The 18,742-nt window shown below is 41.4% G+C and carries 18 protein-coding genes; 12 read left to right on the top strand and 6 right to left on the bottom strand.

Features of this window, described 5'->3' with window-relative positions; all coding sequences use genetic code 11:
- Positions 1-53: 53 nt before the first annotated feature.
- From Q0Y52_RS11140 to Q0Y52_RS11090, 11 genes are all read left to right on the top strand, one after another.
- On the top strand, positions 54-701 hold the full coding sequence (locus Q0Y52_RS11140) for an isoprenylcysteine carboxylmethyltransferase family protein (protein ID WP_297821566.1): 648 nt from the start codon (positions 54-56) through the stop codon (positions 699-701).
- A 235-nt stretch (positions 702-936) separates the two neighbouring features.
- Positions 937-2,268: an MFS transporter gene (locus Q0Y52_RS11135; RefSeq protein WP_297821719.1), complete on the top strand. Its 1,332-nt coding sequence runs from the start codon at positions 937-939 to the stop codon at positions 2,266-2,268.
- A 61-nt stretch (positions 2,269-2,329) separates the two neighbouring features.
- Complete coding sequence (locus Q0Y52_RS11130) at positions 2,330-2,725, top strand: hypothetical protein (protein WP_297821564.1); 396 nt, start codon at positions 2,330-2,332, stop codon at positions 2,723-2,725.
- Positions 2,726-3,100: 375 nt separating this feature from the next.
- Positions 3,101-3,352, top strand: a complete 252-nt coding sequence (locus tag Q0Y52_RS11125) for a DUF465 domain-containing protein (RefSeq protein WP_297821562.1) — start codon at positions 3,101-3,103, stop codon at positions 3,350-3,352.
- A gap of 228 nt (positions 3,353-3,580) precedes the next feature.
- The gene (locus Q0Y52_RS11120; protein ID WP_297821560.1) at positions 3,581-4,447 is read left to right on the top strand and encodes an MBL fold metallo-hydrolase; all 867 of its coding nucleotides are present in this window, start codon (positions 3,581-3,583) and stop codon (positions 4,445-4,447) included.
- A 10-nt stretch (positions 4,448-4,457) separates the two neighbouring features.
- On the top strand, positions 4,458-5,222 hold the full coding sequence (locus tag Q0Y52_RS11115) for a sulfite exporter TauE/SafE family protein (RefSeq protein ID WP_297821558.1): 765 nt from the start codon (positions 4,458-4,460) through the stop codon (positions 5,220-5,222).
- Positions 5,223-5,235: 13 nt separating this feature from the next.
- Positions 5,236-5,679, top strand: coding sequence for a sulfur transferase domain-containing protein (locus Q0Y52_RS11110; protein WP_297821556.1), 444 nt, complete (start codon positions 5,236-5,238; stop codon positions 5,677-5,679).
- Between the two features lie 320 nt (positions 5,680-5,999).
- The gene (locus Q0Y52_RS11105) at positions 6,000-7,220 is read left to right on the top strand and encodes a hypothetical protein (RefSeq protein ID WP_297821554.1); all 1,221 of its coding nucleotides are present in this window, start codon (positions 6,000-6,002) and stop codon (positions 7,218-7,220) included.
- A 64-nt stretch (positions 7,221-7,284) separates the two neighbouring features.
- On the top strand, positions 7,285-7,824 hold the full coding sequence (locus Q0Y52_RS11100; protein ID WP_297821552.1) for a manganese efflux pump MntP family protein: 540 nt from the start codon (positions 7,285-7,287) through the stop codon (positions 7,822-7,824).
- A 216-nt stretch (positions 7,825-8,040) separates the two neighbouring features.
- Complete coding sequence (locus Q0Y52_RS11095; protein ID WP_297821550.1) at positions 8,041-9,141, top strand: efflux RND transporter periplasmic adaptor subunit; 1,101 nt, start codon at positions 8,041-8,043, stop codon at positions 9,139-9,141.
- Positions 9,134-12,253, top strand: coding sequence for an efflux RND transporter permease subunit (locus Q0Y52_RS11090; protein WP_297821548.1), 3,120 nt, complete (start codon positions 9,134-9,136; stop codon positions 12,251-12,253). The genes Q0Y52_RS11095 and Q0Y52_RS11090 overlap by 8 nt, the downstream gene beginning before the upstream one ends.
- A gap of 241 nt (positions 12,254-12,494) precedes the next feature.
- Here the strand turns inward: Q0Y52_RS11090 and Q0Y52_RS11085 are convergent, their stop codons facing one another.
- On the bottom strand, positions 12,495-13,490 hold the full coding sequence (locus tag Q0Y52_RS11085; protein WP_297821547.1) for an AraC family transcriptional regulator: 996 nt from the start codon (positions 13,488-13,490) through the stop codon (positions 12,495-12,497).
- 139 nt (positions 13,491-13,629) lie between these two features.
- Here Q0Y52_RS11085 and Q0Y52_RS11080 point away from each other — a divergent pair, with 139 nt between their 5' ends.
- Positions 13,630-15,456, top strand: coding sequence for an acyl-CoA dehydrogenase C-terminal domain-containing protein (locus Q0Y52_RS11080; protein ID WP_271862233.1), 1,827 nt, complete (start codon positions 13,630-13,632; stop codon positions 15,454-15,456).
- 295 nt (positions 15,457-15,751) lie between these two features.
- On the opposite strand, the gene Q0Y52_RS11075 is transcribed toward Q0Y52_RS11080, so the two are convergent.
- The 5 genes from Q0Y52_RS11075 to Q0Y52_RS11055 all read right to left on the bottom strand — a co-directional run bounded on the left by Q0Y52_RS11075 (position 15,752) and on the right by Q0Y52_RS11055 (position 18,635).
- On the bottom strand, positions 15,752-16,039 hold the full coding sequence (locus tag Q0Y52_RS11075; protein WP_297821546.1) for a type II toxin-antitoxin system RelE/ParE family toxin: 288 nt from the start codon (positions 16,037-16,039) through the stop codon (positions 15,752-15,754).
- Entirely contained in the window at positions 16,036-16,290 is a 255-nt protein-coding gene (locus Q0Y52_RS11070) for a type II toxin-antitoxin system Phd/YefM family antitoxin (protein WP_271862234.1), read from the bottom strand. Before Q0Y52_RS11070 ends, Q0Y52_RS11075 begins: the two co-directional genes overlap by 4 nt.
- A gap of 293 nt (positions 16,291-16,583) precedes the next feature.
- Entirely contained in the window at positions 16,584-17,096 is a 513-nt protein-coding gene (locus tag Q0Y52_RS11065) for a GNAT family N-acetyltransferase (protein WP_297821542.1), read from the bottom strand.
- A gap of 286 nt (positions 17,097-17,382) precedes the next feature.
- Positions 17,383-18,192: a sterol desaturase family protein gene (locus Q0Y52_RS11060; protein ID WP_271862236.1), complete on the bottom strand. Its 810-nt coding sequence runs from the start codon at positions 18,190-18,192 to the stop codon at positions 17,383-17,385.
- Positions 18,189-18,635: an SRPBCC family protein gene (locus tag Q0Y52_RS11055; protein WP_271862239.1), complete on the bottom strand. Its 447-nt coding sequence runs from the start codon at positions 18,633-18,635 to the stop codon at positions 18,189-18,191. The genes Q0Y52_RS11060 and Q0Y52_RS11055 overlap by 4 nt, the downstream gene beginning before the upstream one ends.
- Positions 18,636-18,742 lie beyond the last annotated feature (107 nt).

Raw genomic sequence — 18,742 nt, 5'->3', positions numbered from 1 at the left:
CTTTGATGTGTTATTGCGCCGGAATCGCATCACTGATTTATTTTATTCTGTTTATGAACGATCTTTGGCTGCCACAAACAGTCAACAGTATAGAGCCGTCTGCTTCTTGGGTGACTGTTTTTGTCGCCAATACTTTTGCACTTTTGCTGTTTGGTCTGCAGCACAGCATCATGGCAAGGCCTTATTTTAAAAGTTGGCTGACTCGTTTTATCGATCCGAGTATTGAACGTTCAACCTATGTGCTTGCGACCGCTGTGGCCATTGCAGGTATGTGTTATCTGTGGGTACCTTTTGGCTCAGTTATCTGGCAAGTAGAGTCTGAAATGGGCGTGTATGTGATCCGCGGCATCGCAGTTTTTGGATGGTTATTCCTGTTTTTAGCCACGTTTATGCTCAATCATTTTGAATTATTAGGTCTACGCCAAACCTTTGACCCTTTGCAAGGCAAGGCCGCGCCTGTTGCTGCATTTAAAACGGCAGGGTTTTATAAGATAGTTCGCCATCCTATTCAGACAGGCATACTGATTGGCGTTTGGGCCATACCAGTGTCCACTGCCAGTCACGTGGTTTTTGCCGCAGGCATCAGTGCTTATATATTTATCGGTTTGTATTTTGAAGAACAAGATCTCATCAAAGAATTTGGTGATACCTACTTAGATTATATGCAGCGGGTTAAAAGAGTGGTCCCATTTATTGTTTAGCAGTAAAAAAGCGGATAGCGATATAAGCATTGATTCACTTTATTGATTTCTGTAAGAGCACGCTGCTGCTTGATAAAATTATTAACTGCAAACAACCAAACCAATTAATACCTGTACTTGAGCTATTGATTGGGTATGATCTTAATCTCACTCAGTCATAAGGTTTTTCCACGTTTTGTCAGAAACTTCCACTGAAAATGCTGCTGTCGCCAAATTTGCATTAATCATTGTTTGTATGGGTTCCATTATTGGGCCTTTGGGAATGGCTTCTGTGAATATCGCAATCCCAGATTTAGCCGCTGATTTACAGGCCAATGCTAAGATGGTTTCGTGGCTACCCACTTTGTTTATATTAAGCAGTGTGATTTTTATGCTGCCTGCGAGTAAGTTAGCAGACAATTACGGAAGAAAGCGGATATATGCCTATGGACTGGCTTTAAATGCGTTTTCCTCTTTGATGTGTGGACTGGGAACCAGTATCGAGTGGGTGCTGTTTTGGCGATTTGTTCAAGGTGCTGCGTCGGCGATGATTTTTGGTCCGGGTGTGGCGATTATTACATCAGTTACGCCTTCCCATAAACGAGGGGCAGCTCTTGGTATCGCTGCTGCATGTGTTTATGTTGGATTAACCGTGGCACCAGCAGTCGGTGGTTGGCTAACTGAATTATGGGGCTGGCGTTCGGTCTTTTTCTTTCAGGTACCCATAGTAATGGCACTTTTATTGTTGATTAAAATGCGTTTGTCAGGTGAATGGAAAAATGATGAAAAAACCCGATATGACTGGTGGGGAACATGTATTTTTGCTGTGTTCGCGTCATCCTTAGTATATGGGTTAAGTATGCTACCTAACAGTTTAGGGGGGGTGATACTTGGATTATCAGCTATCAGTCTGACACTTTTTATTTTTCATCAGAGTCGCAGTCGCCGACCACTTATTCGTGTACAAATGTTCCGTGATAATCGTATGTTTTCGATGTCATTAACCACATCATTGTTGATGTATGCCAGTAATTTTCCGCTGATATTTTTGATGAGTTTATATTTACAATATGTAAAAGGTCTCAGTCCTTCAGATGCTGGGCAGGTTATATTGGTTCAGGCATTGTCAATGGCGATAATGGCACCGTTATCTGGCAAGTTGGCTGATAGATTTCAGCCACGGATGGTGGCAACCTTAGGTTGTGTGATTGTTGCATGCGGGCTGTGGGTGTTGAGCAGCATGAATATCCAAACCAGTGTGACTTTTATTACCAGTTCGTTTTTATTAATTGGGATAGGCTTTGGTTTATTTTCTACTCCTAATAATAACGCCATCATGGGCGCTGCTAGGCGTCACGAGGTGGGGGCGGCTGCAGCATCGATGAATCTTGCGCGAACCATAGGCAACCTTTTGGGAATGAGCCTGGTGAATCTTATGGTACATTTTTATTTGGGTAACACTCAGTTTACACCAGAGCAGAATCCAGCACTTATCAAAACAGTAGAGATGGCATTACACATGTCTCTAGCATTTGTTGTCGTAGCATGCGTTATATCAGTTTTACGTGGTCAATCGAGAGCTGACTAATACTTCACTCATTTTGATCTCCTATTGATCTCCTTATGGGGTTCTGTGCGTAATCAAATTTATGAAAAAGCGTGAATTAATTAAACAGCACCTATCTCAGCTCAATTTAAATGAGCTTCTAAAGTATCGACTATTGTTTTGCTCTAGTGAACCGAATGAAGATCTAGAATTGGACATTACCGACTTATTTAAGTATCCAACGCGACTGAAAACCAGCTATGTTGATAATTGGCAAAAGGATGTCCTGAAAGCTTTATTTCACCATATTAATGGCCAGTGTGGGTCATCCAGTCAAATGGATGAAGCGATAAGTGATTTACTATTGAAGCAGATGTATTCAGAAAAAGATAATCGCATATTGGGCCTGTTTGAACATTTCTTGGCTAGCTTGCAAAGCAGTAATGTTGAATTAATTCATGCTTCACTGCACCGTAAATTGGATACGTTAAAATTTTAGTGTTCAGCATAGAATTTCCTCTCCGTTTTTATTTATGGCGGTGTTAAAAATAACCTGACACTCAAAAGAACTCTTGTCATCACTCGAGATACTCATCCTTAAGTGGAGCCTTATCAATCATTTCCCCCGGTAATACTTCATTCTGACTTCTGACCTTTTAGATAATTAAACGTCCGGCGCTATGGATCAGCCGAGAGTTTTAGTGCTCAGTAATGTACTTGGTAATAACGTGTTTTTATCTGGCCAAAATTGGCATTCTGCTTTTTAGCTAATGCGCATTTAGTCGAATATTAAAAAGTGATATGGATCAATGTCAGTAAAATTTCACACAATACAATGGTGTTACCAAGAAAACTGACATAAAAGGTTTATCACATGCAATTAGACAAACATACCTTAGTTAACGATTTCCCCAAACACCAGCACACCATCCGCCACCTAAAGATGAACGATAATCATTTTGCGAAATTGTTTGACGCTTATCATCAATTAGATAGCGAAGTTCATCATATTGAAGAAAATAATGAGCCTGTTTCGGACGAATATTTAGACTCTCTAAAAACGCGAAGGGTCCACCTCAAGGATCAATTGTTTAACTTAGTGATAAAAGCAGAAAAAGCACTGTAATAAGGTATGTTTGAACTGTTTTTTTGGAATATTCTGTGCCATTAGGACCTTTTAATATGGATTGATATTACATGGGCTTTTCAATGGTCTTGATACACTCATGGCTACAAGAATAGGGTACAACATATCTAGCCGGATAAATCAGCGCGCTGTGATTTTGCTCAGCTAGGAGTGGCGGGTATTTGAAAATTCAACTAGGTAGTCCCAACGGTAAACGGAATTTGACTTGTGAATGAAATCGAAATCACTGCGTTTTTTCATGAAAATACTAATACAATCAGCTATTTAGTAGTCGATGGGGAAACATCTTACTGTGCCATTATCGATCCTGTACTGGATTATGACTCTGCATCAGGTCGCACTAGTACCGTTTCTGCTGACAAAATTGTCAATCATATTGTCAAAAATGACTATAACGTAGAATGGATATTAGAAACCCATGCTCATGCTGACCATTTATCATCAGCGTATTATTTACAAGGTATTTTGGGGGGCAGTATTGGTATTGGAGAACACATATGCCGTGTTCAAAAAACCTTTAAATCTCTTTTTAATTTAGAAAACGAATTTAAAACCGACGGTAGTCAGTTTGATCATCTTTTTACACATGAACAAATCATTAAATTAGGTCATGTGGATATCACAGTGCTGCATACACCAGGGCATACTCCTGCGTGTGTATCCTACCTAATCGAAGATAATGTTTTTGTGGGTGATACTTTGTTTATGCCAGATTATGGCACCCCGAGAACTGATTTCCCCCTTGGCAGTGCAACGATACTCTATCATTCGATTCAAAGAATCCTGTCACTCCCCAGCTCAACAAAAATGTTTGTTGGGCATGACTATAAAGCCCCAGATAGGGATGTGTTTGCATGGGAAACATCAGTGCTTGAACAGCAACGTAACAACGTGCATGTTCAAGCTGGTGTGTCAGTAAATGAGTTTGTCGATATGCGAAATACCAGAGATGCTACCTTGAGTGTTCCGCGTTTGTTGCTACCTGCGATCCAGGTTAATATCAGGGCAGGAGCAATGCCACCAAAAGAGTCGAATGGCCATGTCTATTTAAAAATCCCTTTAAACATAATGTAGAGTCTCTGAATTGAATGTTTTTATTGTACTAGGCGCTGTTTTGATAGGTTTGAGTTTAGGTTTGCTAGGCTCGGGTGGTTCAATTATTACCGTACCGCTGCTCATTTATGTCGCAGACGAACCTGCCAAACTTGCCATTGCGGAATCACTTTTTATCGTAGGCTGCATATCTGCCTTTGGCAGTATCTCTTATATCAAACGCGGATTAGTCAGTTGGAAATTTGTTTTGCTATTTGGTTTGCCCAGTATGTTCGGTACATACTTTGGGGCGTGGACATCACAGTTTGTTTCTGGTGAATTTCAGTTACTGACCTTTTCAATTGTTATGCTAATTGCCAGTCGTTCAATGTTTTCGCCCGTAACGTCAACTAGCAGCGAGGTGGCGGCGTCGCGTAATCTGTTTGTTATGAGCGCTGGTATCTTAGTGGGTGGTATCGCTGGTTTTGTTGGGGTGGGTGGCGGATTTTTGATTGTACCTGCTTTGTTTTTACTTGGGAAATTAGCCTTTCAACAAGCTATTGGCAGCAGTTTAGTCATCATTATGATGCAATCCTTTATGGGTTATCTCAAATACCAAAATGTACTTCAACAATTTGCTTTGACGATGAACTGGAAAACCGTTTTGGTGATCGTGTTTATGGGGATTTTAGGCTCAATGTTAGGCGTGCGCATCATGGATAAAATTCCGCAACAACAGGTAAGAAAGCTTTTTGCCATAGTGTTAGTTGTACTGGGCATATATATATTTGGCACAACAATTTATGACATTTTCTAAACAGGCATTAAGTATGAAAAAAGTATCAAGTAATTTTTCTATATCCGGTCCCATAGATGATGAGGCTTTAGAAGCGCTCAAAGCGCAAGGTGTCACCAAAATTGTCAATGTTAGACTAGATGATGAAGAGCCAGGGCAAGAAAACGCAGAACAGTTGGCTATTAAGGTGCGCTCCCATGGTATCGAATATGTGCACATACCGGTAAAAGCAAACAGTTATTCACAGAAAGATATAGCAGCATTTTTTAAACAATTAGCCACTGGAGATGACAAGGTACATGCTTTTTGCCGCACCGGTAATCGTGCCATTCATCTTTGGGCATTGGCTAACGCTCATTCTGAAACATTGAAATATATCGAAAACCAGTGTGAGAAAAGTAATTGTAATATCAGCGCTGTCAAAGCGCTAATGCAAGACATAGAGCGTGAAAAGGTCTGGCTTGGTGCCAATATTTAATCATAACGACAATACTTGTTTTTTATGATGGTTTGCCAACCGGCACATCATCACTGAAAGCCTATTTTAAGAAAATTGTGTTGCGGCTTAGATCATACTCATTTATTGCCCATTCTGACATTAAAAATTAACAGCTCATGATTACAGCCACACAAATCGACCTCTATGTTGTATGTGCGGATGTGCGAATGAAAGAAACGGGTCCTATGAGCCATATCTCCTGTTTGCCGGGAGTCCACTTGTCTTTGAAAGTGTTCGACTGCGGTTCAACATAACATGTTATTATGACATCCTATTATTGAATATTTAAATTGATATCCATGAACGATAGCACCCAAAATAAAAGCCACAAAAGTCCTCAGCAATCTGCTGATTCCAAAATTCATGGCGTGGGTCGTTTAACTATTGATGCAGTATTAGCTGTCACTGACATAGTTGAATCATTGCATAGCCGCATAAGTCCACTTTCAGGGTTACATAAAAAATCTGAAGAGGAACCGCTTTCAGGTATAAGCGGATTGGTGTATCGCAATATCCGCAATGTGACGCAATGGGTAGGTAAGAATATTGATGTACCTCTTGAGGCTATAAACAAAACCTTAGCCTCTGAGCCTGATTCTGCCTCGGCACAGACTCTACTTGCGGCATTAAACGGTGTGTTAGGAGATTATCTGTTTGTGCGTGATAATCCTTTAGCTATTCTTATGCATTTTCGAAGAGATGGCCAAATCCTCACTGATGAACAACTCATAGAGATCATCAATCAAAGTAATGGCACACTGCTGATCATGGCTCATGGTTTGTGTATGAACGACATACAGTGGTGCCGAGAGGGTCATGATCATGGCGCGGAGTTGGCAAAAGAGTCGGGTATGGCAGCCATCTACTTGCATTATAATTCTGGGCGGCATATTTCTGACAACGGCAAACAGTTTGCCGCTTTGTTGGAATCTTTGGTGCAGGTAACAGATAAAAAGTTAGACATCAATATATTAGCCCACAGTATGGGGGGATTGGTATCCCGCAGTGCTTTTCATGTGGCACAAAGTAGTGGCCATAAGTGGCCCGAACGACTCAACAAATTAGTGTTTTTAGGGACTCCACACCATGGAGCTGCTCTTGAAAAAGCCGGTAACTGGATTGATTTAATTTTAGGGGCTCACGCATACACTGTTCCGTTTGCACGCCTGGTGAAAGTGCGCAGCGCTGGGATCACTGATTTACGTTATGGCAATGTGCAGCAATCCGATTGGCATACTACCGAACGCTTTGAGTTTAGCGGTGATCAACGGCAACCTGTGCCCTTGCCTGATTCAGTATGCTGTTTTGCAGTAGCAACGAGTGCTAAGGAAAGTATCCATTACCCCTTAGGTGATGGGCTGGTCAGGATAAAAAGTGCATTGGGCGAGCACCGAAATTCAGTGTTTCATTTACAGTTTCCCGAAACGCATAAATGGGTCGGTACTCACATTAATCATATGCAGCTGTTAAATGATCCTGAGATTTACCAAGTATTGAGAACCTGGTTTGAGATACATTAATTCGTCATTTTTTATATCTGATTCTTATTTTTTAAAAACATGGCATTAAATAGAGATTTTACGAGTGATTGACGTTGCAATCTTAGCGACAGCATTGAGTATGGATGCATTTGCCGTTTCAATCGGCTTGGGTGCGAAGCATACTGATAAAACCCTATCTCTTGCCATTATGGCTGGACTATATTTTGGTTTTTTCCAAGGATTAATGCCGTTGATTGGCTACCTAGGAGGCAAAGAAGTGTTTGGTTGGCTTGAAGCATATGCAGCCTGGATAGCATTTTTTCTGCTTCTTATCATTGGTAGCAAAATGATTTATGAGTCTTTTTCAGGGGGCATTGAAAAAGATATAGTCAAAATAACCCATAAAGTGATGTTCGCTCTCGCTGTAGCAACCAGTATAGATGCTTTAGCTGCAGGTTTTACACTTACCATACTGGATGTAAATCCATTTGTGGCCTGTGCAATAATAGGACTGACCACACTGGTTTTTAGTGGAATGGGCATCTTTGTTGGCGCAAAAAGTGGCACTTGGCTTGAAAGTAAAGCTGAGCTATTCGGTGGCATAGTGTTGGTATTAATAGGTTGCAAATTGCTTTTTGCTTGAGTGATTAAAGGGTAACCTGGCAACATCAAATTATAAGGCTATTAACAAGTTCCTGCATTTTTCAGATCCTATCACCAATTTTATTCTAACTTGTGCCAAATTGCATTAAATCAACGCTGTTCACTTCTGTGCTTTATTGTAATATCTAACGAACTAAAAGACTTATTTTACCGTAGTCTTTCATGGATTTTTCTTTTTTAATTTTTAGGAGCCGCTATGCATCTTTGGCGTTGGGTATGGACATTTTTGTTTTGTTTGATTGTGGTCAGTATATTGGGTTTTGTGAAGTTTAATCAGATAAAAGCGGCCATTGCTTTTGGTGAGTCTTTTCCCGAACCTAGTGAGACTGTGCATAGTATTGTAACCAAACAGAGCCAGTGGCAATCTAGTTTAATTGTTATGGGTGAGGTTGTGGCGACTCGAAGCCTAGATCTGCGTAATGAATTAGCTGGCGTCATAACCAAGGTGGGATTTGTTTCAGGTGGTAAAGTGACCAAAGGTTCGCTGTTATTACAATTAGACGTGGAAAATGAAGAGGCACAATTAGCTGCGTTAACCGCACAAGTGAGTATAGCGCAGTTGGAGGTCAATCGATTTTCAGAGCTGATCAAGAGTAATGCTTCTAGCCGCGAGCAACTTGACAGAGCTAAGGCCCAATTAGCTATCGCTCAAGCCGATGTGCAAGCTTTACAGTCAACTATTACCAAAAAGACATTGCTGGCGCCTTTTGATGCAATGGTTGGGTTACATCAACTTGAAGTCGGAAGTTATTTGTCAGCCAATACTTTCATCACTCGTTTGGTGAGTGATAGTGACGCTGTTTGGGTGGACTTTTCAATACCTCAAGAGCACGCTAATTTAGCCAAGGGAGATGTTGTTCAAGTAAGCTCAGACGCTTTGTTAACTGATGTGTATGACGCTAAGGTTATTGCACTAAGTCAGGAAATAGATGTAACTTCAAGAAACTTGCGTGCAAGAGCTTTGTGGCTTAATCCCCCTAAGCTGATTAAACCGGGTGCGTTAATTGAAGTGAAACTATCAATTGGCAACAACCTTAATATAGTCAGAGTACCCAGTGTAGCGGTGCGTTACGATGCGTTTGGCACCTATGTATTTATCTTGAATAAAGATAAAAATGGGGATTGGCGTGCAACACGTCAAAGTATAGTGGTGCAGGCCAACGTTAACAAAACTGCCATCGTCTCGGATGGCCTGACCCTTGGTCAGAATATTGCCTCAATAGGGTCATCTAAACTCAGAGAAGGCATATTAGTCAATATCGCTCCCTCAGAGGAAGGGAATGCCGTTAATGAATAAGAACCAAGGCGAGTTGCTGATTAGCGAGGAAGATACCCAACCTTCTATTATGGATGTGTTTTGTCGGCGTCCAATTGTGGCCATTGTTTTATCTTTGGTATTAGTGCTGGTGGGTATTCGTGCATCAATCGATTTACCCGTTTTACAATTTCCTAAAATCGCCAGCGCTTCATTACAAATTACCACGCCTTACATCGGTGCATCCGCTGATGTGGTGCAAGGCTTTATTACCGAGCCTATCGAGCGTGCGGCTGCGTCAGTTCCCGGTGTCGATTATATCGACTCGAATACTACCCTGGGTTTAAGTACTGTTAACGTTTGGCTGAAGTTGAATGAAGACAGCACCGATGCATTGGCCGAGCTGTCTGCAAGACTTGATCAAATTCGCTTCGAGTTGCCAGAAGGAGCTGAAGATCCCTCTGTACAAGTTGTCAGAGCCGACAGACCCTTTGCGGTATTTTATCTCAACGTTCAATACGATGAAGAAAATGCGGGGATGTCACGCTTAGAAGTGACCGATTATTTATCTAGGCGTGTTGTGCCAAATCTATCAACCATTATCGGTGTGCAAAGAGTGGGACTTGAAGGCAGTCGTTCACCTGCTATGCGAATATGGCTTGATACTAAAAAAATGGCCGCGTTTAATGTGGCTGCCGATGATGTGGCCAATGCACTGCGTAATAACAACTTGATTGCCACCATAGGTGCAAGCGAGAACAATCAACAACGTATTGCCTTAGTTACCGACAGTTCTTTGACCAATGTAGAGGCATTTAAGCAGCTTATTGTGCGTGAAGTGAATGGTGCACAAATTCGTATTAGCGATATCGCTAAAGTAGAACTGGGCGAAGTAGAAGGGCAAGTGACCGCACGTTTTGATAAAGAAACCACCATTTTTATATCTGTCTGGCCATTGCCTGGTGCAAACGAAATTGATATCGGCGATAGGTTGTATAAAAAGCTCGACAGTATCAATCAAACATTACCCAAGGGCCTGTCTATTACCAGTGGTTTTGATGGCACCTTATACATGCGAAACGCGCTGCAAGAAATTTTTATCACGCTAGCCGAGACCATTCTTTTAGTCGGTATTGTGGTGGTGGTCATGATGGGCTCTTTTCGTACCGCCCTTGTACCACTGATTACTATTCCTATCTCAATTTTGGGCGCCATTGCGGCCATGACACTGATGGGGTTCACACTTAACTTATTAACCGTCTTAGCCATAGTGTTATCGGTGGGGCTGGTGGTAGACGATGCCATAGTGGTGGTGGAAAATGTAGCTCGTTACATGCGCAGTGGCATGAGCAGAATGCAAGCTGCGCTAATTAGTTCGCGGCAATTATTAGCTCCGATCATCAGTATGACCATCACCTTGGCTGCTGTTTATGCACCCATTGGTTTGTTGTCTGGGTTAACAGGCGCCTTGTTCAAAGAGTTTGCTTTTACCCTAGCGATTGCCGTATTAATTTCAGGATTTGTGGCGGTGACCCTGTCGCCCATCATGAGTGCCTATGCTTGCCCTGAAGGAGGCAAAGAAGGCAAGTTCACACTTAAAATCAATGCTGGTTTTGCACGTTTACAGCAGTGGTACGGTAAAGTGTTGTTACGCACCATAGATTTTAAAGCGCAAGTATTAACCGGAGCGGTGTTTTTGGCTCTGTTGAGTGTGCCTTTTTATTTATTGTCGCTCAAAGAACTTGCACCCACTGAAGATCAGTCGAGTATTACAGTCATTGTCGAAGCAGCACCCGAGTCATCTTTGCAATATACCACTGAACATATGGACGATGTGGTAGATATGATGAAGCAACTCGATGGTAGTCAGTTTATGTGGCAAATTATCAATCCTGTTGGTGCCTTTGGGGGAATTGAATTTGTACCATTAAAAGACCGCAGCGAAGGGGTACAAGATATATTTTGGAAGGCTTTTGGTGCACTGTCATCGGTGCCCGGTTTAAAAGCATTTCCAGTATTGGACTCAGCTTTACCTACGTCCGGTAATTTCTCTGTTGAAATGGCGGTATTAAGCACTGACACATACCAAGACATGAAAGTTTACGCTGATAAAATGGTGGCCGCGGCTATGGCCAGTGGTAAGTTTTTATTCGCCGAAACAGATTTGAAAATCGATTTACCCCAAGCGCGATTTTTATTAGATCGACAACGCATAGCGGATTTAGGCATGGATCTGGCGAGTGTCAGCCGCCAGTTAGATGTGATGTTATCTGGCAATTTTGTGAATCGATTCAACAAAGATGGTCGTGCTTATCGCGTTATACCGATGGTGGATGAGGACCAACGAGTGAATCCCGACGCTATATTAGACTTGCAAATCCGCACACCCAGCGGCGCCCTGGTCGCTATTCGGTCTATCGCTAAACTTGAAACCGAAGTGGCGCCCAGAGTGTTAGTTAAGTTTCAACAGAAAAATGCCTTTCGTATTTATGGCGAGGTTATCCCAGGCACAACAAAAGAGCAGGGGCTCAGTGCCCTAGAACAAGCCGCGGCTGAACTATTACCCACAGATTACAATATTGACTATGCGGGCGAGTCACGGCAAATTCGCTTAGAAGGCAATTCTCTAGAAGGGGTGCTTCTAGTGGCATTGGTATTTGTTTTTTTAGTTTTGGCTATTCAGTTTAATAGCTTTCGAGACCCCCTTGTGGTGTTGCTGGGCTCAGTGCCTTTGGCACTTGCCGGGGCGATGATGTTCACGTTTCTTGATTTCACCACTATCAATATTTACTCCCAAGTGGGCTTTATCACATTGGTCGGTCTGATAGCTAAAAATGGTATTCTGATCGTGGAGTTTGCCAATCATATGCAGATGCAAGGGTACGCTAAAATTGAAGCCATTCAGCTCGCGGCACAAACACGATTACGTCCTGTATTGATGACAACTGCCGCTACAGTACTAGGACACTTTCCTTTGGTCTTAGTGAGTGGTGCAGGGGCTGAAGCCAGAAATAGCATTGGCATAATTTTGGTTGCTGGTATGTTAGTTGGCACCGTGTTTACGCTTTTAGTATTGCCAAGCGTGTATATGGTTTTAGCGTCAAATCACACTAAAGATAAGCACCTGAAAGTCGCTGCTGCAGAGGTGGCATAAGAGGCATAAGTGGCATAAGTGGCATAATTCACATAAATGGCTAACACTTGATGAAGGTTTTATATCACTCATTCAACTGATGCCTTTTTTGATAATGCGCGGGGTGTAATCAAGGTTAAACTAAACAAATTGCAGTCTCACGCAGACTGTTATTTGGGGCTTGGTATATGGTCAACGTGTTCTTCAACGCTGTTCATATTCATTGAGTATGAGCATTGATAAAAAATGGCGCGAGGGCTTGCTAGGTTATCGATAAAGTTTGATTTCTGACTGCTGTTGGAGTTTGCTTAGACCAACGTTTGAAAGCTCTTCGGAAGTTTGCCGCATCACTGAAACCCAAAAGTGACGCTATTTCATTGATGGTTAGCTGTGTACCGGTTAAATATTCATGAGCAAGTTTATTCCTAACTTGATCGAGTAATTGTTGGAACTTATAACCCTCTTTAGCTAAGCGGCGCTGCAGGGTGCTTTCACTCATATGTAATTGATTGGCCACTCGCATACTCGTTGGAAATTCTGTTCCGGACTGTAAAAGCACTTCTTGTACTCGCTCGCTTATCATCCCTCTATGAGTATCTCTGGATAATAGCCTGTCACACTCTCTTCGAAAAATATCTCGCGCCACAGGATTGGCGGTCACAATAGCCAAATTTAGACTGGTTTCATCAAAGCTCAACACACTTCTAGTGCTGTTAAATTTTACCTTTGAACCAAATAATTGTTGATAAGGAGCTTTGTCGTATGGCACATCATATTGAAATTCCACATGCACTGATGCTCTGCCTTTTGGAATGAGAGTATTTCCGCTTCGCATAATGGCAGCATAAAGCAGTTCAATATAAAACCTTTCTAAGTTATCGGGTAAATGGGGGGCTTTAATGATGACTTCTACGCGGTTTTCCCGAGACAACATTTTGACATCTATACTGGGTAATAATGCTTTGTTATATCGCAGCATCAACTTCAATGCGTCGCCGATCGTGGTACTGGTAATAATCGCATATCCAAAAATGCCCTGGGATGAAATATCCATGCTCGATCCAACCAGTAAGCCAAGTTGACTATCTCTGCTCATTTCAATCGCATTGTTTGAGATGATATCCAGTTGTTGAGCCGTTAGATTCAGCTCTTTTTCAAGATCAACGTCCCTAATGCCTGAATTATATAACAGACACTCTGCCTCTGGTTTTCCTGCTTTGAGCACTTTAATTAACGTTTTTATATAATATGCATGCATGTTGGATAATCAATTCTATGCGTAAGTTGATGGTATTTAACACCATGATTGATGGTATTTAACCCTTTGTTTGTTAATGGGTCAATTATAATCACTATTAAAATTTTTGAAAGCTACCGAATAAACACAGGTAAACAGCATGCCAATATACAAAGCACCTTTAAGAGATATTAAATTTTTAATGAGGGATGTATTAGATTATTTTCCTCATTATGAGTCGTTAGCAAATGGGGCAGATGCAACCCCCGAAATGGTCGACGCTATTTTAGACGGTATCTCAACCCTAAGTGAGGAAGTCTTGGCACCACTCAATTTGTCTGGTGACAAAGAAGGCTGCCATTTTAATGAAGGCGTGGTGACAACTCCCAAGGGGTTTAAAGAGGCGTATAAAGCCTATGTCGATGGTGGTTGGCAAGGTTTATCTTTCCCTGAACAGTTCGGTGGTCAAAACCTACCCACATCAATCAACTTAATTAAATCAGAGCTCATCGGCAGTGCCAACTGGTCTTTTTCGATGTACCCAGGGCTAAGTATGGGGTGTATCAATACCATTTTAGAATATGGTTCAGACCTACAGAAAAAACAATTCATGGCCCCACTAGTGAGTGGACAGTGGACAGGTACTATGTGCCTCACTGAACCCCAATGTGGAACTGATCTGGCGCAAGTAAAAACAAAAGCCGAGTTAAACGCAGAAGATGGAAGTTACCGATTGACGGGCACCAAAATATTTATTTCGGCTGGTGAACATGATTTAACAGATAATATTATCCATATTGTTTTAGCGCGTATTCCTGGCGCGCCCAAAGGGACAAGAGGCATTTCATTATTCATTGTTCCAAAGATAAACATTGATCATGATGGGCAGTTAACCGACAGAAATACCGTACATTGTGGCTCCATAGAGCACAAGATGGGTATTCGTGCTTCATCCACATCGGTGTTAAATTTTGATGGCGCCACGGGGTACTTGATAGGCAAAGAGAATGAAGGTTTACAAGCCATGTTTACGTTTATGAATACGGCTAGAATTGGTACTGCGCTTCAAGGCGTGTGTCATGCTGAAGCCTCATTTCAAGGCTCACTCGCTTATGCCAAAGAGCGCCAATCTATGCGGGCTTTATCAGGTAAAAAACAACCCGAATCCACTGCCGATGCGATTATCTGGCACCCTGACGTGCGTAAAATGTTATTAACTCAACGAGCTATTGCTGAAGGCGGTCGAGCGATGATTTTTCATGCCGCAAAAATTGCTGATAAAATGTTTAATGCGACCGTTGCTGGTGATACTAAGAAACAGCAAGCTTATGATGATGAGTTGGGGTTTTATACGCCTATCCTCAAAGGCTTTATCACTGAATTAGGATTAGAGTCTGCAAATCTAGGTATACAAGTGTTTGGTGGGCACGGTTATATTCATGAACATGGCATGGAACAAATCGCTCGTGACGCTAGAATAGCGACTCTCTACGAGGGCACAACAGGTATACAAAGCCTCGATTTATTAGGCCGTAAAGTGCTGATGTCAAACAAAGGACAATCCATTCGTGACTTTAGCAAAGTGATATTTTCATTCGCTAAACCGCACTTATTCTCACGTGGTCCTGTTGGTAGTATGGCTCGCACGTTATGCAAACGTGCAATAGAGTGGAACATCATGACACTGCGAATTATGCTAGGCGCGGCTAAAGACCGGGAATTGGTTGGGTCAGCGTCAGTGGATTACCTCATGTATTCTGGTTATGTGATGATGGGGTATTTTTGGGCTTTACAAGCTGAAAAATCGGCCGCCTTACTTGAAAATGGTAAAGGTGAAGAATCAAATGATTTCTATACCTCAAAAATTCAAACGGCGGAGTTTTATTTTGACCGTTTACTTCCAAGAGCCTCTGCTCATAAACAATCTGCCGTGTCTTCGACAAAATCATTGATGCAAATGGACAACGAGCATTTTAACTTTTTATAAGGCGTCAATTTAGTATTCTAAAACGCTTACATTTGTAAATCACAGAATAATGACTGGCTACACACCCGCCATGGAATGTATTTCAAGGCGGGTGCTTTCGATACCGCATCAATGAGCAGGAAGTTAAAACAGGTAATCTTAAACACAAGCATTCAAAACCACCGGGGTCAGGTTTTCCAGGTTTTGACCCCGATATTCACCAAAATCAAATGACTTTTACTGTTCAACGAACTTGATCCCGCAGGTTTGGTGGCAATTGACACCAACATGCCTTTATGACTGTAAAATGAGTCCGTTATAAATGGTGTGGAATATCCATGTTCTGATGTAGCACTCTAATTATTTGTATATGACTGATTGTATCTATATAAATAACCAAGTGGCTTCTAAAGGGGGCTAATCTTACAGATGGCTGAAAATCACGCCGCATCGCAAATTTTTCAGGGAAATCAGTCGATGTCTGTATGAATACGCCAAGAGAATCTAGATAGTGATCTGCGCTAACCGCGCCCCAATTACTTTCTCCATATAACCATATGTCTATGAGATCTTCTTTGGCGATCTTAGATAAATTTACGGTCAAGATTTTTTCCCAGACCGTGCTCGTGCCAATACTTTAATAGAGTCCATATCTAGTGTACCGGCGTCGCCGCTAGAAAGACCCTCGCTTATTGCTGTTTGGAGAGCTTGCTGTTTAAGTTTTAGGTATTCTTTCGCAGATATTAGCACGCCTTGTTCTTTACCATTGCGTGTTATGGCAATAGGTGTAGATTGTGCATTCATTAACAAATCCCCAAAATTATTTTTTGCTTGTGTTGCAGTTATGCTTTTCATAATACCTTCTGTATTTACATGATCCGCTTTAAATATTAGCTAAAATAGCTAAAATAGCTAAAATAGACAATAATTTGTTTATCAATTAACGGCAGTTTACTGCTAGTTTAAGCCAAGTAATGGGTGGCTCGGCTGCGTCTGTTTATGGTACAAAGTGTTGATTCAATAGAAAGCCCTGACTGTTGGCACATGCAGCTTTGTTGGCCTTGAAAGGCAAGTGAAAGGCAAGTGAAAGGCAAGTGAAAGGCAATTGAAAGGTGGAGCTTGTCCCACCAAATTGCTTCCTAATATCGTTAAACGTTAGATTGGTTGTGTGAGTCACTGATTAAACCTTTATACAACATAGCCACGTTACAGCGTGCGTATTTCTGCCCGTAATCTTGCATGATCGTTTTGTCATGCTCAAAGCCATTCTTTTCGTATAGATGGATAGCCGCTTCACATTTTGAGTTAGTCAATAAAAATAGCTTTTTGATACCCAGTGACTTAGCTTCATTGAGTACGTGCTGTAGTAAAATTTCGCCAACTTTAAGCCCTCTTGTAGATTTTAATACTCCCATTTTAGTCAGCTCAAAGTGGTTGTCGCCTTTATTCAAAAACGCACATGTACCCACAATACCGAGCGCAGGGTGTTTGGCAAACCAAATTTTACCGCCTTGATTGATAATATGGCTCTGTGGATCTTCGAGTACTTGTTTATCGACAGTTTCTAACACAAACATATCGTCAATCCATTGTTTGTTAATGATTTCAAAATGGTGGGCGAGGGCAGATTCAAACGGCTTAATGACGACTTGGGTTTGCATATTGTTCTCTATCATTCAATTACATAATCCAATATATAAGTCGTTATGTGAAATGCAAGCAAACGCTATGCGGTGATGGTTCTTTTGCATTAAAAAGTGGCTAGGGTGCCACTTAACCATCCTGGCATCATCTTTAAACATTGGCTTGCTGGTAGTTTACTCAACCTAGACGAGATTGACAGGCGCTGGCATTGATAAGTGAGAACATTGACACCTTAAAAATCACGGCCCCTTTCATGTTTTATCCATCACATACCTAAATATCTACAAACGATTATTTATTATATTAGGCGCTTGAAGGGTAACTAAATAACACTTTTAGTTTTGCTTTAAGGCCTTTTGAATTAAGTGTGGTTTTAGCCAAATAAGCCCATTGGTGAAAGGTAATGGTGAATGGGTTGTGAGTATTTAGCTGACCAATAATGCCGTACTTGCAGGGTTTTGATGCGTCTTCCTCAGCAAAAGTACCAAATAATTTATCCCAAATAATAAGCACCCCTGCAAAGTTTTTATCTAGATAACCTTTATTAATCGCATGGTGCACTCGGTGGTGCGAAGGTGTATTAAATATTTTTTCAAACCAGCCTAATTTATTCACTGTTTGAGTATGTACAAAAAATTGATAGGCCAAATTAAGTGCCACGACCGTAAAGACAGTGATGGGGTCAAAACCCAGTAATATCATAGGCATCCAAAACACCCACATACCCGCAATGGGATACATTAAGCTTTGTCTAAATGCAGTGCTAAAGTTCATTTTAGTCGAGCTATGATGCACCACATGCGCAGCCCATAACCAGTGAATATGGTGCGACGCTTTATGAAACCAATAATATAAAAAATCTTGCAATATAAAGGCAACCAAAATACTGATGGCTGAAAGCTCTATATCAAATAATCGATACCCATACAGCCAATAAAAAAACGGCATTAATAAAAGTAGAGCAATCGCCTCTGAGCCTTGGTGCATAAGTGCGAGTGCAGTATTGGCCAAGCTATCCTTTATATCGTAATAGCGCCTATGTTTAATAAATTCATAACTGATAAACAGCATAAATACGGGGCTTAGGGCGAGTAAAATGATTTCAATGGTCATAGGGCACCATCTTTAAAGTGAGAGGCTAATTTTTTGAGTGCTTGGGTGATATCTTTTTTAATGAAAAACCCAAGTACAATACTGGGTATCCACCATGGCGCTTCACAGCTTATGTTGTAGGTGATGTCAGTTGTCGGCACTGCACTACTATTGCTGGTATTAAAATATATATCGCCACGGTGATGGGCCACAGGTTTATTGCCCATTATTTGATAACTAATATGACAGTCATCTGCGCTAATGATCTGCTCTTGAAATTGGCTGCCAAGCATACTGACTTGCCTAATCGAGCCTTTGCCACCGCTTATATCACCTGCATTTTGGGTTTTTAAGAGTAAAAACCTAGCATTAAAAAATCGATGTAAATGTTCATGTTCAAGCAAAGTGTCTCTGACCTGTGAGGGCATTGCGGCAACACTTTGTTTTAAGCTTATCGATATCATATTGACAACAGACACTATTTTTCAATCAAACTAGCATAAAAAGATATGCCATAACAGTTTTGCTAATTCGCTAACATTTTTTAGCTTTAGGCGACATGAGCATATTT

Source organism: uncultured Paraglaciecola sp., assembly GCF_943787955.1.
Taxonomy (GTDB): Bacteria; Pseudomonadota; Gammaproteobacteria; order Enterobacterales; family Alteromonadaceae; genus Paraglaciecola.
Note: the sequence above shows the minus strand (reverse complement) of the source record. Positions and strands in the feature narration are given on the sequence as shown.